This is a genomic window from Clostridium sp. M62/1 (assembly GCF_020736365.1).
Taxonomy (GTDB): domain Bacteria; phylum Bacillota; class Clostridia; order Lachnospirales; family Lachnospiraceae; genus Otoolea; species Otoolea saccharolyticum_A.
In genome coordinates, this window is sequence record NZ_CP085988.1 from 2052230 (window position 1) to 2066393 (window position 14164).

Genomic DNA, 14164 nt, shown 5'->3' on the forward strand with positions numbered 1-14164 from the left:
TAGCGGATTGCAGACACAATTACCAGACCGTGTAAGAAATTTTTAAGAGAATTTAAGAAAAATAAGGTAGGCCTTTGTACGGTTATTGGGTATAATGGAGGAGAAAAGAACAGGCGAGATCTGTCCGGCCGTGATGAAAAATGCCTGGCGGGAGCAGGATAAAGCCGTCAAAGGGGGGACAGGATATGGAAGAAGAGAGAGAGGCAGTCAGGCCTTCAGAGAAGGAAACGAGAAGTCCTGTCATTCAGGTAAGAAGGCTGTATAAGATCTACCGGGTGGGCGAAACGAAGGTCCATGCCCTGAACGGGGTGGATTTTACGATGTACAAGGGAGAGTTCTGTGCCATTGTGGGGCCGTCCGGTTCGGGAAAGTCCACACTTTTAAATATGCTGGCAGGGCTTGAGAAGCCTACAAAGGGCGAGATTGTGATAGCAGGAAAGCATATCGAGAAGATGAAGGAGGATCAGCTGGTAGCCTTCCGGCGGGAGCGGGTGGGCTTCATTTTTCAGTCCTATAACCTTTTAGGCACCATGAACGCCATCGAGAATGTGGCTCTGCCTCTGGCCTTCCGCGGAATCGGAAAAAAGGAGAGGATCCGCAAGGCACAGAAGTATCTGAAGCTGGTGGGGCTGTCACACGTATCCGATCATATGCCGAATCAGATGTCGGGCGGGCAGCAGCAGAGAGTGGGAATTGCCAGGGCTCTGGCGGTAAAGCCGAAGATTATCTTTGCCGATGAGCCCACAGGAAACCTGGATTCCAAAACAACGATGGAAGTTTTAAAGCTGATGCAGAAAATTGTCCGGGAGCAGAACCAGACACTTGTCATGGTTACCCATGACGATCACCTGGCCACCTATGCGGACAGGATTTTTCATATTATTGACGGAAAGATCGTGAAGATAGAAACGATGGATCACAGCTCACAGGAGGCTGTAGGGGAAACCCGGCCGGATGAAGAAAAGACAGGGCCGCCGGATGACGGGGAGGAAAACCTGGAGGCTGGAGAAAAACAGGAGAAGCAGCCGGACAGCACAGGGGAAGAGAAAAAAAACAGGGAGGACAGAACATGAGGATAAAAAAGCTTGGACAGACCTTTACGCTGCTTTTGGCCGTGTGCATGGTGCTTGCGGGACTGCCGGGGCAGGTGTATGCAGGCATGATGGACATGACAAATTTCAACGACGGCCGAATTGAAGTCAGCAAGGTCCCCAGAGGAAAGGCCGGAGATAAGATTACAATCCGCATGAAAATTGTGAATGATCAGGATTACGACATGGAGGATACCACTATCACCCTGGTCGGCGGGCAGCGATATGACGATATTCTGAATAATGTGTTTGAAGAGGAGGAGGATGATACGGAGGAGGACGAAAACACGATCCGCAATTACAACACCCAGTTTCCGTTTGAGGCGGACTCCTCAACCTTTGAGGATAAAAAGGTGGGAACCATCCGTAAAAATTCCTCTAAAACAGTGTCTATGACCTTTCAGCTCAGAAGGGATCTTCCGGCAGGCTACTATCAGGCCTTTTTTGATTTGAACAGCAGCCGGGATCACGAAAAAACCGTAGGCGTCAATCTCTGGGTATCGGCTTCTGACGGAACGGAGGAGGAAACGGAGGAGATGGACTATGATATTACCATCGGAGAAAATCAGTCCACACCATTTGGAGCTTACGGCGAGGTGCTGAATTTTGGGGTAAACTTAAGAAACAGCGGACACAGAAAAATGTACGATGTACGCGTTTATATGCAGCTTGACGCGGCGGTGGAGAAATTCCCCTTTGATATCAATGACGGAAATTATGACAGGAAAATGGGAGATCTGGAGGTAAACCAGACGGTGTCCGTACCGTACAGCATGGCTGTCAGAGAGGATGCCAAGTCCGGCTTTTATCCGATTACCTACAAGATTACATACAGGGAGACAGAAGACGGAGACTTTGAGGAGCCGGTGGAGAAGGTATTCTATGTCCGTGTCAAGGGAGAAGATGACGACGATCTGGAGGCCGATGCAGGCGAAAATGAGAGGACGAAGGCCAGGATCATTGTAGACAGCTTTTCTACAGAGCCGGCTGAGGTCTATGCGGGAACCCCGTTTGTGCTGAAAATCAGGATGAAAAATGCGTCGTCCGATGTGCAGGCAAGCAATATCCTTTTTACTTTCAGTTCGGAGGACACAGAAAAAAATCCGGTATTCACCACAGAAAGCGGTTCCTCCTCCCTGGTGGTAAACAGTCTGGCGCCCGGACAGACCGTGGATCTGGAGCTTTTGTTTAATTCATCTCCGACAGCGGAGCAGAAGTCCTACACCATGACCATCAAGGAAAAGTACGACAGCCCTGAGTTCAAGAATGCAGAGGAATCTGTTTCTATCTCCCTCCCTGTGAAGCAGAAGGCGAGACTCAGCACCAGTACCATCGACGTGATGCCGGAGAGCATCACCGTAGGCTCGGAAACGAATGTCATGTTTGGCATTAACAATACGGGAAAGGTACTTCTCTACAATGTGACAGCTACTTTTGAGGGAGACTCCATCCAGAAAACAGACGCCTATGTAGGAAACATTGAACCGGGAAAGACGGGAAACGTGGATACCATGATCACAGGCGCGTCTCCAACGATGGACGATGGAAAGATAAAGATCATTATCTCCTATGAGGATGAAAACGGAGCGGTGACGGAGGTGGAAAAGGAGATGAGCCTCCTCGTCACGGAGCCGGTGGAGGAGACGGCGGACATGGGCACCATGGACGGAATGGATGAGATGATGATGGAGGAAGAGCCATCTCTCTTTGACAAATTCAAGATTCCGGCTCTTGCAGTCCTTGCACTGGCCGGGGCCGGTACGGGAGCCGGCGTTTACCGCCACAGAAAAAAGAAGAAGGCACTGAAAGAGGAGGAAGAGGATATAGACGATGAGATTTCTTGATCTGCTCATCATGAGCGTCAATAATCTGCGCCGGCGAAAGCTCAGAACCTTTCTGACTGTTCTCGGAGTAGTCATCGGCACTGCCTCCATCGTAGTAATGGTTTCTCTGGGAATCGGACTGAATAATTTCACCATGGAGAATATCCGTTCATCGGGCAGCCTGACAGCCATTGAAATCTATAATTATCAGAACATGAACGGCGAGGATGTGTCAGAGGACAAATTCATGACAGATGAGACCATAAAGAGCTTTGCAGAAATTCCCCATGTGACCTCTGTCTATCCGATGCTTACTATGAGTGTCCTGATGAAGCAGGGGGCCTATGAAGGATATGTGACCATGACAGGAGTTCCTCTGGACTTTATGAAGGATATTCCGCTGGGAAAGGGCAGCCGCCCCTCCCCCAACGCAGAGGGACTTGAGATGGTGGTGGGAAATATGGTGGCTCGAAACTTCAGCAATTCCAAGACAGGGAAGGGGTATTGGGATACGGGGGAAGAGCCGGATGTGGATTTCATGAACCGCCCCATGTTTGTGATTTTTGACATGAACGCCTACTACCAATCCCAGTCCGGCGGGACAGGGGCAGACGGTGAAAATGTACAGCCGCCTAAAAAATATATGCTGAATACCGCCGCTTTGGTGGAGGGAGGACCGGAGGACTACAATGAGTACAGCTACAGCGTATATGTGGATCTGGAAAAGCTGAAGGCTCAGCTAAAGCAGGTATTTAAAAAGGATCCCATACCAGGCCAGCCTACCAACAAAAAGGGAAAGCCATATCCCTACTTTATCTACGAGCAGGCGGTTGTCAATGTAGACGATATGGACAATGTAAAGGAAGTCCAGCAGCAGCTTATCACCATGGGCTATGAGGCCAGCAGCCGTATGGACTGGCTGGAATCCTCACAGAAACAGTCCAGTATGGTTCAGGCTGTCCTGGGCGGAATCGGGGCAGTGTCCCTGTTCGTCGCAGCCATCGGCATCGCCAACACCATGATGATGTCCATCTACGAGAGGACAAAAGAGATCGGCGTGCTGAAGGTACTGGGATGTGCTATGGGAAATATCCGAAGCATGTTTTTAATTGAAGCTGGCTTCATAGGATTCATGGGAGGGGTGATCGGACTGATACTGAGCTACGGCGTGTCGGCCCTTGTCAACCGCTTTCTGGCACCCAGCCTGACGGCGGGCATGAGCAGCCGTCTTTCCATGATTCCGCCCTGGCTTGCTCTGGCGGCTGTGGGCTTTGCTGTTCTGATCGGAATGATAGCCGGATTTTTCCCTGCACAGAGGGCAATGAAACTAAGTCCCCTTGCGGCTATCAGGAATGAGTAGGAGGCTGCTCGAAGAGGGAATCCGCCTGTTCGGGCCATTTCAGGGAGAGAGGAAGCTCAGGCTGACAGAAACGCAAAACGAGAATGGAATCGTGGAAGCGTTGTACGACAGGCGGTAAAGGACAGTGCCTCAAAAGATAAGTGCCCCAAAAGATGTACGAAGGAACAATACCGGAAGGCCGGGAATTTTATGACTTTGCAGGAATAAAATTCCCGGCCTATTGACATTTTCAGCAGGAGAGATACAATGAATGTGTTATAATTAGCATCCTAACAGTTGCATTATACAATGATTGCGCTGAACAAAAAAGACTGGGTGTCAGGATGAATAGACAAAAGGGCACCAGCTTTTGGGGAAGGAGGAGAGAAAATGAAGCTGTATCTGGAAATGCTTCTGTACAGGGTTTTTCACGCACAGAGGAAGCGTCTTCGCCCGTTTATGGCACAGATTAAGCTGGCGCCTGGTCAGCCTAAGATTCTCGGCTACCTGGTCAGTCATGAGGGCTGTATGCAGAAGGATGTGGCGGAGTACTGCGATATTGAGCCGGCCACTGTCAGCCGTATTCTCGATACCTTGGAGAAGGGCGGCCTGATCAGAAGAACGGTGGCGGAGAACAACCGGAGAGCGGGAAGCCTTTCCCTGACAGAGACAGGGCTCAGACAGTATAAGCTGTGGGAGACCCGCTGCCAGGAGGTGGAGGAAGAGATGCTGGCCGGCTTTTCTGAGAAGGAGAAGAGGGAGCTGACAGAGTATTTGAAGCGGATTTACAAGAATCTCAGCGGGAAGGATGCCCTTTAAAGGAGGAAGCGGTGAAGGATTTAGAGCGAATTTTCAGATACATGAAGCCATACAGGAAGCAGTTTATTCTGGCTGTGCTGTTTGTGGTGATAGAGGCCAGTTTTGAGCTTACGATCCCCATGCTGATGGCTGACATGATTGACGTGGGGGTGGCAAACCACGATATGGACTACATTGTAGAGCGGGGCATGATTATGATGGGCTGCGCTCTGCTGGCCCTGATTACGGGCCTTATCTATGCCAGATTTTCCGCAAGAGCCGCCAACGGCTTCGGAGCCGCTCTCAGGGAAGCGGAATATATCAAGGTGCAGGAGTATTCCTTCGGCAACCTGGATCACTTCGAAACCTCTTCCCTGATTACGCGTATGACGACAGATGTCACTGTGATGCAGAATGCGGTAAGCGGAGGCCTGAGACCTCTGGTGCGAAGCCCTGTGATGCTGCTCATGGGGCTTGGTATGACCTTTTACCTGAACCGGAAGCTGGTTTTAGTATTTGCTGTCTGCATTCCGATCCTTGCCTTTATCCTCTACTCTATCGTGAGTCATGTGGCCCCCATGTACGGGAGGCTTCAGAGGGCTGTCGACCGGGTGAATGCCATTGTGCAGGAAAACCTGAATGCCATCCGCGTTGTGAAGGCCTTTGTCCGCGGCGAGTACGAGGAGGAAAAATTTGCGCAGGTAAACAGCGATTTAAAGAAAACCAGCCAGAAAACCTTCCACTATGCAGTGCTGAACCTTCCGGCTTTCCAGCTTGTCATGTACGGAGCGGTCGTCATGATCCTCTGGTTTGGAGGGAGGATGGTGCAGATAGGCGGCATGCAGGTGGGAGAGCTGACAGGATTTCTGACCTATGTGCAGCAGATCATCAATTCCCTGATGATGATCTCCAATGTGTTCCTGATGCTCACCCGCTCCCTTGCCAGCGCCAGACGAATCGGCGAGGTCTTTGACGAGCCTCTGGATCTGGTGGACGGGGAGGACACAGTGGAAACGGTGGAGCACGGCTCCATTGACTTTGAGCATGTGTACTTCAAGTACAGGGAGGATGCGAAGGAATATGTGCTTTCCGACATAAACCTTCACATACGGGCCGGAGAAACCGTGGGAATTATCGGAGGAACCGGTTCTGCAAAGAGCACCCTGGTGCAGCTGATCCCCCGGCTCTATGACATTACCTCAGGGCAGCTTCTGATTGACAGGAAGGATGTGAAGCGCTTTTCCCTGAAGCACCTGAGGGACGCTGTGGGCATTGTGCTCCAGAAAAATGTTCTGTTTTCAGGGAGTATCCGGGAAAACCTGCTGTGGGGAAATGAGGGCGCTGATGAGAAGGAGATCGAGTGGGCCTGCCATGCAGCCTGTGTGGATGAGTTCATCGGCCGGTTCCCGGAGGGGTATGATACGGACCTGGGACAGGGCGGCGTCAATGTCTCCGGCGGCCAGAAGCAGAGACTCTGTATCGCCAGGACGCTTTTAAAGCATCCGAAGGTATTGATTTTTGACGACTCCACCAGCGCCGTGGACACGGCCACAGACGCAAAAATACGGGCAGAGCTTGCAAAGCTTTCCGATATGACAAAGATTATCATCGCACAGAGGATCACTTCCGTCATGGATGCGGATCAGATTGTGATTCTGGAGGATGGAAAAATCCACGCAGTGGGAACCCACAGGGAGCTTTTGGAGAAGGATCCGATCTATCAGGAGCTCTACTATTCCCAGCAGAAAGGAGCAGAGAAAGATGGCGAGACAGTTTAACGGAAAGAGACCGAAAAACCTGAAAAAGACCTTTTTAAAGCTCCTGGGCTATATGGGAAATCATAAGTTCCTTCTGCTTCTGGTGGCTGTGCTCGTGTCGATCAGTGCCTCGGCGGGCCTTATTGGAACCTATATGCTTAAGCCGATTGTAAATAATTACATAGTGCCCGGCGACTTAGACGGCCTTGTAAAGGCTGTGATGTTCACGGCGGCAGTGTACCTTTGCGGAGTCCTGGCGGCCTACGGCTATACCCAGACCATGGTGGTGGCGGCCCAGAAGATTATCTTTGAGATCCGCCGGGATCTGTTCGGCCACGTGCAGAAGCTCCCACTGAAATACTTTGACACCAGAACGCACGGGGATATCATGAGCCGTTTTACCAATGATGTGGACACTATCTCAGACGCCCTGAACAACAGCTTTGCCATGATCATCCAGAGCTTTATCCAGATTGTGGGAACTCTGACCCTGATTTTTGTGCTGAACTGGAGGCTGTCCCTGATTGTGTTTGTCTGCTACATTCTGATGTTCTCCTATATCAGATACAGCGGAAAGAAGAGCAAGTATTATTTTAACTTCCAGCAGAAGTATCTGGGAGATTTAAACGGCTTTGTGGAGGAGCGGACAGCAGGGCAGAAGGTGGTGAAGGTGTTCAACCACGAGGAGGCCAGCATCGAGGAGTTCCGAAGAAAAAACAGGAATCTTCAGGAGGCGGCCACGAACGCCCTCACCTATTCCGGAAGCATGGTTCCTGTCATTGTCAGCATTTCCTATGTGAATTTTGCCATTGTAGCCATGGTGGGAGGCTATATGGTCCTGCGGGGCTGGACGGATGTGGGAAGTCTGAGCAGCTACCTGGTCTTTGTGCGCCAGACAGCCATGCCCCTGAACCAGTTTACCCTGCAGTCTAACTTCATGCTGGCCGCCCTGGCAGGAGCGGAGCGGATTTTCGAGACAATGGACGAGGAGCCGGAAACAGATGAGGGAACCGTAACCCTGGTAAACAGGAAGGATAACCCGGACGGCAGCATGGAGGAGTCAGAAACGCGCACAGGACTCTGGGCCTGGAAGGAGAAGACAGAGGATGGAGGGGAGAGGCTTATTCCCCTCCGGGGAGATGTGCGGTTCGACCATGTGGACTTTGGGTATGAGCCGGGGCACCCGATTCTAAAGCAGATAAGCCTTTATGCAAAGCCGGGGCAGAAGATTGCCTTTGTCGGCTCCACAGGAGCCGGAAAGACTACGATCACAAACCTGATCAACCGGTTTTACGACATTGACAGAGGCAGCCTTACCTATGACGGAATCGACGTCAGGAGAATCAAAAAGGATGATCTGCGGCGTTCTCTCGGAATTGTTCTACAGGATACGCATCTGTTTACAGGAACCATTGCCGACAACATCCGGTACGGAAGGCTGGATGCCACTGACGAGGAGGTTGTGGAGGCGGCAAAGCTGGCCAATGCAGACTCCTTTATCAGGAGGCTCCCCAAGGGATATGACACGATGGTTACCGCAGACGGAGGCAATCTGTCTCAGGGGCAGAGACAGCTCTTGGCCATTGCCAGGGCCGCTGTGGCAGATCCGCCTGTCCTGATTCTCGACGAGGCAACCAGCTCCATCGACACGAGAACTGAGAGTCTGATCGAAAAGGGAATGGATCGGCTGATGGAGGGAAGAACCGTGTTTGTGATTGCCCACAGGCTTTCCACTGTCCGAAACTCTAATGCCATCATGGTGCTGGAACAGGGGCAGATTATCGAGCGGGGAGACCACGAGGATCTGCTTCGCCAGAAGGGAGAGTATTACCAGCTCTATACGGGAATGTTTGAGTTAAGCTGACATTGGGTTAAGCTGACAAAAAGGGGAAAGCCAAAAGGGATTGCCCTGCATACAGGGACAGAGAAATCTCATTATAAAAAGCCATGCTCCGCCAGGGGGAGGAAAAGCACTTGAAAAGCCGCCGGTGCATAAGATAGATTAACGTGACCTAGAGGCGGCTTTTTTTGAAAACTTTTCCAAAACCACTGACAGCAGAAGAAGAGCGGGAATACCTGAAGCGTTGCAGGGAGGGCGATGAGGAAGCAAAAGCCGTTCTGATAGAAAGAAACCTGAGGCTTGTGGCCCACGTAATAAAGAAATACCAGTATACAGACTATGAAACGGAGGATCTTCTCTCAGTTGGAACCATTGGACTTATTAAAGCGGTAAATACCTTTAAGGCAGAAAAAGGCTCCAGGCTTGCAACTTATGCGGCCAAATGTGTCGAAAATGAGATTCTGATGCTGTTCCGGGCGGGGAAAAAGAGGGCCAGGGATGTGTCGCTCTACGATTCCATAGGCGTAGACAAGGACGGAGAAACGGTGAGCCTGATGGATGTGCTGGAGGCAGAGGAGACGCAGGTTCTCGATACCATAATCATGGAGCAGGATGTGAGAGAACTCTATGAGGCTTATGCAAAATGCCTGAAGGACATGGAGAAAAAGGTAGTCTGCATGCGGTACGGGCTCTTTGGCACAAAGGAGCACACGCAGAGGGAGATTGCAGCTGTGCTGGGAATATCGCGATCCTATGTAAGCAGGATAGAAAAAAAGGCGATTGAAAAGCTGAGGGAGGCGTTTTAGGCCTCCCTCAGCTGCGGTAACGGCGGCAGAAGTTAATCATCGTATCTGTCATCATCGTCATCGTCGTCATATCTGTCATCGTCGTACCTGTCGTCGTCATCGTCATATCTGTCGTCGTCGTACCTGTCGTCATCATCATATCTGTCGTCATCGTACCTATCGTCGTCGTCCCACTCTCCGTCGTGGTTCACCCAGTAGCCGTCCGGCGTATAGGCGTTTGTAAGAAGGGAACCGTCTGAATTCAGGTAGTACCAGTCATCATCAAGATGAATCCAACCTGTTTTCATGTATCCGGCCGCGTCGAAATAATACCACTTCTGGTCGATCAGCTTCCATCCGTCTTTTGCATAGTCGTCATAATCATCGTCGTCATCGTCGTCGTCGATCTCATACCACCATCCGGTGGAATCCTGATGCCATTCATCGGCCTGGGAGAGAACTGGCATGCAGAGACTGATGGTCATGGCAGTGCCAAGAACAAATAAAAGTTTTTTCCTCATAGGCTCCTCCTTTTCATTATTCTGCCAGAAACTTTCTGTACGTTCATTTTACCATAAATTCAGGAAATAAAAAGTAAAATTTAGGTAAAAATGCTGATAAAAACGGGCTTGGCGCCTGGGAGAACGCTGTTGACAATCGTCAGGAAAGGTGGTAAGATAATAAATAGTTAGTAATGACTAACCAATAAAATATGGATATAATGAAGCTAACAGACAATCTGATAAAAAGGAGGGCTTTTCTATGTCGTTAATCGGAAGGGAAATCAGCGAATTCAGAGTGCAGTCCTATGGGGGCGGAGCCTTCAGGGAGGTGACGAAAGCGGATGTGCTGGGAAGGTGGAGCATATTCTTTTTCTACCCGGCAGATTTTACTTTTGTCTGCCCCACAGAGCTGGGGGATCTGGCCGACAAATACGAGGAATTTCAGAAGCTGAACTGCGAAATCTACAGTGTGTCCTGTGACACCCATTATGTTCACAAAGCATGGCATGACGCTTCCCAGACAATCCAGAAGATTCAGTATCCCATGCTGGCAGATCCCACGGGGGCGCTTGCCAGAGCCTTTGATGTGATGATTGAAGAGGAAGGGGTGGCAGAGAGAGGCAGCTTTATTGTAAATCCCGAGGGAAAAATCGTGGCCTATGAGGTTATTGCCGGAAATGTAGGCAGAAATGCAGAGGAACTGCTCAGAAGGCTCCAGGCCTCCCAGTTTGTGTATGAGCATGGCGATGAAGTCTGCCCCGCTAAATGGCAGCCGGGAGAGGAAACCCTCAAGCCAAGCCTTGATCTGGTGGGACTGCTCTAAGGGCAGGCCGCTTTCCTGCCTCTGCCGTGCCATGGAGAGGAGCAGGCGGGCGGAAAAGGCAGGGTCTGTTCAGAGAAAAAACGAGAGATAATGGCAGCTGCAGGACATAAACAGTAAAGAAATCTGTTTAAAAGGAATGAAACAGGGACAGTTGCGGGACACTGATAAGGACGCGGCAGAAGGCTGCGGGAAAGGACGTGAAAGCTATGGATTATTTGGAGATTGAGAAGGTAATCGGCCGGGAAATTATTGATTCCAGAGGAAATCCTACCGTGGAGGCTGAGGTATTTCTGGCAGACGGCACAAGCGCCAGAGGAGCTGCGCCCAGCGGAGCATCGACAGGAGAGTTTGAGGCCCTGGAACTGCGCGACAAGGATAAAAGCCGCTTCGGAGGAAAGGGCGTTTTAAAGGCAGTGGAAAATATTAATACAGAGATCAATGAGATTCTCTGCGGTATGGACGCTTCCGATATTTATGGGATTGACAGGGCCATGATCGAGGCAGACGGCACAAAAGACAAGTCAAGGCTTGGCGCCAATGCCATCCTGGCAGTATCCATCGCCTGCGCAAGAGCGGCGGCTACTTCCCAGGGCATTCCCCTGTACCGCTTTCTCGGAGGCGTAAACGGAAACAGACTTCCGGTTCCGATGATGAATATATTAAATGGAGGAGCCCATGCGGCAAACACAGTGGATGTACAGGAGTTCATGATCATGCCGGCAGGGGCATCCAGCTTCAGAGAGGGACTGCGCTGGTGCACAGAAGTATTTCATGCCCTTCAGGCTCTCTTAAAGGAGAAAGGCCTGGCAACCTCCGTGGGAGATGAGGGCGGCTTCGCTCCGGATCTGGCAAGCGACGAGGAGGCCATCGAGTATATTCTTGAAGCAGTGAGAAGAGCCGGATATGAACCGGGAAAGGATTTTGTGCTGGCCATGGATGCAGCCTCCAGCGAGTGGAAGGGAGAGCGCAAGGGAGAGTATATACTCCCGAAATGCGGCAGAAAGTTCACATCCGCCGAGCTTGTAGATCACTGGAAGAGACTGGCAGAAAAATATCCCATTTACTCCATTGAGGACGGCCTTGACGAGGAGGACTGGGAAGGCTGGCAGATGATGACAAAGGAGCTGGGCGGAAAGATTCAGCTTGTGGGCGATGATCTGTTTGTGACAAATACAGAGCGTCTGAGAAGGGGAATTTCTCTCGGATGCGGAAATTCCATTCTGATTAAGCTGAATCAGATAGGCTCTGTATCAGAGACGCTGGAGGCAATTAAGATGGCCCACAGAGCGGGATATACAGCTATTTCATCACACCGCTCAGGAGAAACAGAGGATACCACAATCGCCGATCTGGCTGTCGCTCTGAACACCTGCCAGATTAAGACGGGAGCACCCAGCAGAAGCGAGCGGGTGGCCAAGTACAACCAGCTTTTAAGAATTGAGGAGGAGCTGGGAGCGGGCGCGTGCTATCCGGGATTTGAAGCATTTCATATCAGAAGATAGCAGCAGAAAAGAGAGGTAAAAGAAGACAGAGGCTCAGCACAGGGCCAGACAGAGAGAAGGACACAGAAACCAGGATACTCCCATGAGAGCAGGCAGACCGCGAAGGAACGCTGAGAAAAGGGCTCTCTGACGGATGAGGCAAAAGCAGCTGGCTGCCGGAACAACACCGGGAGCCAGCTGCTTTTTTCTCACGGACAATTTAAGGAGGATTCGAAGGGCGGAAGGGCACCGCGGGAGATGTTCCTGTACAGGATTGCCCTGTCGATTTTCTCCCTGGCTGTCTGCCTGCTCTTTGCAGGGACAAAATGCGAGATGAACATGCCGGACAGAATAAAAACGGAGTGTATTAAACAGGAGGTAAGAAGTATAAGGTCTGACACTGTGTAAATTTGAACAAAATTATTTGTTATTTACATTGTATTACAGCCTGGTAAAAGATATAATAGACGAAGAGGACTGAGGAGGCTGAATCCATGTGGGCTGTCAGCCTGCAAGAAAGCGGCACAGGGGCAGACAAAGGCCCGGCCGAGGTCAAAGCTGTAAGCATAGGAGGAACTTATTATGGCTATTTTAGTTACAGGCGGAGCTGGTTATATTGGAAGTCATACCTGCCTTGAGCTTTTAAAGGCAGGATATGAGGTGGTTGTGGTAGACAATCTCTGTAATTCCAGCGAGGAGGCAGTAAAGCGCGTGGAGAAGATTTCCGGCAAGCCGGTGAAATTTTACCAGGCAGACATTCTGGACAGGGAAGCTCTGGAGAAGATTTTTGAGAGCGAAACGATTGACTCCGTCATCCATTTCGCAGGCCTTAAGGCAGTAGGCGAGTCTGTTGCGAAGCCTTTGGAGTATTACTACAACAATATTACAGGAACCCTGGTTCTCTGTGATGTGATGAGAAAGCATGGAGTGAAAAACATTGTATTCAGCTCTTCGGCGACGGTTTACGGAGATCCGGCGTTTGTACCGATTACAGAGGAATGTCCAAAGGGAACGATTACGAATCCTTACGGACAGACAAAGAGTATGTTAGAGCAGATTCTGACAGACTTCCATGTGGCAGATCCGGAGTGGAATGTAGTTCTGCTGCGCTATTTTAACCCGATTGGAGCCCACGAGAGCGGAATGATCGGTGAGGATCCAAAGGGTATCCCCAATAATCTGGTACCGTACATAGCTCAGGTGGCAGTCGGAAAGTTACCGTGCCTTGGGGTATTCGGAAATGACTATCCGACACACGACGGAACAGGTGTGCGCGATTACATCCATGTGGTAGATCTGGCGGTGGGCCATGTGAAGGCCTTAAAGAAAATTGAGGAGAAGGCGGGCGTCTGCATCTACAATCTGGGAACCGGTAAGGGCTACAGCGTTCTCGATGTGGTTAAGGCCTATGAAAAGGCCTGCGGCAAGGAAATCAAGTATGAGATCAAGCCCAGAAGACCTGGCGATATCGCAACCTGCTATGCCGATGCGACAAAGGCAAAGGAGGAGCTGGGCTGGGTAGCAGAGCGCGGCATCGAAGAGATGTGTGCTGACTCCTGGAGATGGCAGTCCATGAACCCTGACGGGTACAGAAGCTGATTTCAGAAAGAAATTAATAAGAAAAAAGAAAATACAGGTTTCTGATCTTTTATGAAATGGTAAGAGAAAAGCAAGAAACACCTTTTATCCATCTGGTATAATAAAAACAGGTAGATAAGAGGTGTTTTTTTATATAACAGGAAACTTCGTTCCCTGTGATATAAAAACGCTCCGCGAGGATCGCACTGGGTTGGAAAGACTAACTATTAAAAGTCAAGTCTAAAATGAAGACTTTTGAATGAATTGCGGGAACGCATTTCATAGATCGTTGTACCTTGAAAATCGCACGACAAACAGAGCATCGGATATCGGTGCTCTAAAAGAG

11 protein-coding genes are annotated in these 14164 nt (G+C 50.4%); 10 read left to right on the forward strand and 1 reads right to left on the reverse strand.

Annotated features, from left to right (window positions below; all coding sequences use genetic code 11):
- Positions 1-185 precede the first annotated feature (185 nt).
- The 7 genes from LK436_RS09655 (at position 186) to sigK (ending at position 9454) form a co-directional block, all read left to right on the forward strand.
- Positions 186-1073: an ABC transporter ATP-binding protein gene (locus LK436_RS09655; protein WP_015574304.1), complete on the forward strand. Its 888-nt coding sequence runs from the start codon at positions 186-188 to the stop codon at positions 1071-1073.
- Entirely contained in the window at positions 1070-2935 is a 1866-nt protein-coding gene (locus LK436_RS09660; RefSeq protein ID WP_008397917.1) for a COG1361 S-layer family protein, read from the forward strand. The genes LK436_RS09655 and LK436_RS09660 overlap by 4 nt, the downstream gene beginning before the upstream one ends.
- Positions 2922-4274 carry an ABC transporter permease gene (locus LK436_RS09665; RefSeq protein ID WP_008397918.1) on the forward strand — a complete coding sequence of 451 codons (1353 nt, stop codon included), beginning with the start codon at positions 2922-2924 and terminating at the stop codon, positions 4272-4274. Before LK436_RS09660 ends, LK436_RS09665 begins: the two co-directional genes overlap by 14 nt.
- 369 nt (positions 4275-4643) lie before the next feature.
- On the forward strand, positions 4644-5072 hold the full coding sequence (locus tag LK436_RS09670; RefSeq protein WP_008397920.1) for a MarR family winged helix-turn-helix transcriptional regulator: 429 nt from the start codon (positions 4644-4646) through the stop codon (positions 5070-5072).
- Positions 5073-5113: 41 nt separating this feature from the next.
- Positions 5114-6829 (forward strand): ABC transporter ATP-binding protein, encoded by a 1716-nt coding sequence (locus LK436_RS09675; protein WP_008397921.1) that lies wholly within the window; start codon positions 5114-5116, stop codon positions 6827-6829.
- Positions 6813-8672 carry an ABC transporter ATP-binding protein gene (locus LK436_RS09680; protein ID WP_008397923.1) on the forward strand — a complete coding sequence of 620 codons (1860 nt, stop codon included), beginning with the start codon at positions 6813-6815 and terminating at the stop codon, positions 8670-8672. The genes LK436_RS09675 and LK436_RS09680 overlap by 17 nt, the downstream gene beginning before the upstream one ends.
- Positions 8673-8836: 164 nt before the next feature.
- A complete protein-coding gene (sigK, locus tag LK436_RS09685; protein WP_008397925.1) occupies positions 8837-9454 on the forward strand; it encodes an RNA polymerase sporulation sigma factor SigK in 618 nt (205 codons plus the stop codon).
- 32 nt (positions 9455-9486) lie between these two features.
- Here the strand turns inward: sigK and LK436_RS09690 are convergent, their stop codons facing one another.
- Complete coding sequence (locus tag LK436_RS09690) at positions 9487-9954, reverse strand: hypothetical protein (protein ID WP_008397926.1); 468 nt, start codon at positions 9952-9954, stop codon at positions 9487-9489.
- A 241-nt stretch (positions 9955-10195) separates the two neighbouring features.
- Here LK436_RS09690 and ahpC point away from each other — a divergent pair, with 241 nt between their 5' ends.
- The 3 genes from ahpC (at position 10196) to galE (ending at position 13839) form a co-directional block, all read left to right on the forward strand.
- Positions 10196-10759 carry an alkyl hydroperoxide reductase subunit C gene (gene ahpC, locus LK436_RS09695; protein WP_008397929.1) on the forward strand — a complete coding sequence of 188 codons (564 nt, stop codon included), beginning with the start codon at positions 10196-10198 and terminating at the stop codon, positions 10757-10759.
- A gap of 206 nt (positions 10760-10965) precedes the next feature.
- Positions 10966-12261 (forward strand): phosphopyruvate hydratase, encoded by a 1296-nt coding sequence (eno, locus tag LK436_RS09700; RefSeq protein ID WP_008397931.1) that lies wholly within the window; start codon positions 10966-10968, stop codon positions 12259-12261.
- 561 nt (positions 12262-12822) lie between these two features.
- Complete coding sequence (galE, locus tag LK436_RS09705) at positions 12823-13839, forward strand: UDP-glucose 4-epimerase GalE (protein WP_008397934.1); 1017 nt, start codon at positions 12823-12825, stop codon at positions 13837-13839.
- The last annotated feature ends 325 nt before the right edge of the window (positions 13840-14164 follow it).

What these genes read in the sequence shown, in the direction of transcription:
- LK436_RS09655 (WP_015574304.1), top strand. Translation starts at nt 186, where the DNA reads ATGGAAGAAGAGAGAGAGGCAGTCAGGCCTTCAGAGAAGGAAACGAGA.
- LK436_RS09660 (WP_008397917.1), top strand. Translation starts at nt 1,070, where the DNA reads ATGAGGATAAAAAAGCTTGGACAGACCTTTACGCTGCTTTTGGCCGTG.
- LK436_RS09665 (WP_008397918.1), top strand. Translation starts at nt 2,922, where the DNA reads ATGAGATTTCTTGATCTGCTCATCATGAGCGTCAATAATCTGCGCCGG.
- LK436_RS09670 (WP_008397920.1), top strand. Translation starts at nt 4,644, where the DNA reads ATGAAGCTGTATCTGGAAATGCTTCTGTACAGGGTTTTTCACGCACAG.
- LK436_RS09675 (WP_008397921.1), top strand. Translation starts at nt 5,114, where the DNA reads ATGAAGCCATACAGGAAGCAGTTTATTCTGGCTGTGCTGTTTGTGGTG.
- LK436_RS09680 (WP_008397923.1), top strand. Translation starts at nt 6,813, where the DNA reads ATGGCGAGACAGTTTAACGGAAAGAGACCGAAAAACCTGAAAAAGACC.
- LK436_RS09690 (WP_008397926.1), bottom strand. Translation starts at nt 9,954, where the DNA reads ATGAGGAAAAAACTTTTATTTGTTCTTGGCACTGCCATGACCATCAGT.
- ahpC (WP_008397929.1), top strand. Translation starts at nt 10,196, where the DNA reads ATGTCGTTAATCGGAAGGGAAATCAGCGAATTCAGAGTGCAGTCCTAT.
- eno (WP_008397931.1), top strand. Translation starts at nt 10,966, where the DNA reads ATGGATTATTTGGAGATTGAGAAGGTAATCGGCCGGGAAATTATTGAT.
- galE (WP_008397934.1), top strand. Translation starts at nt 12,823, where the DNA reads ATGGCTATTTTAGTTACAGGCGGAGCTGGTTATATTGGAAGTCATACC.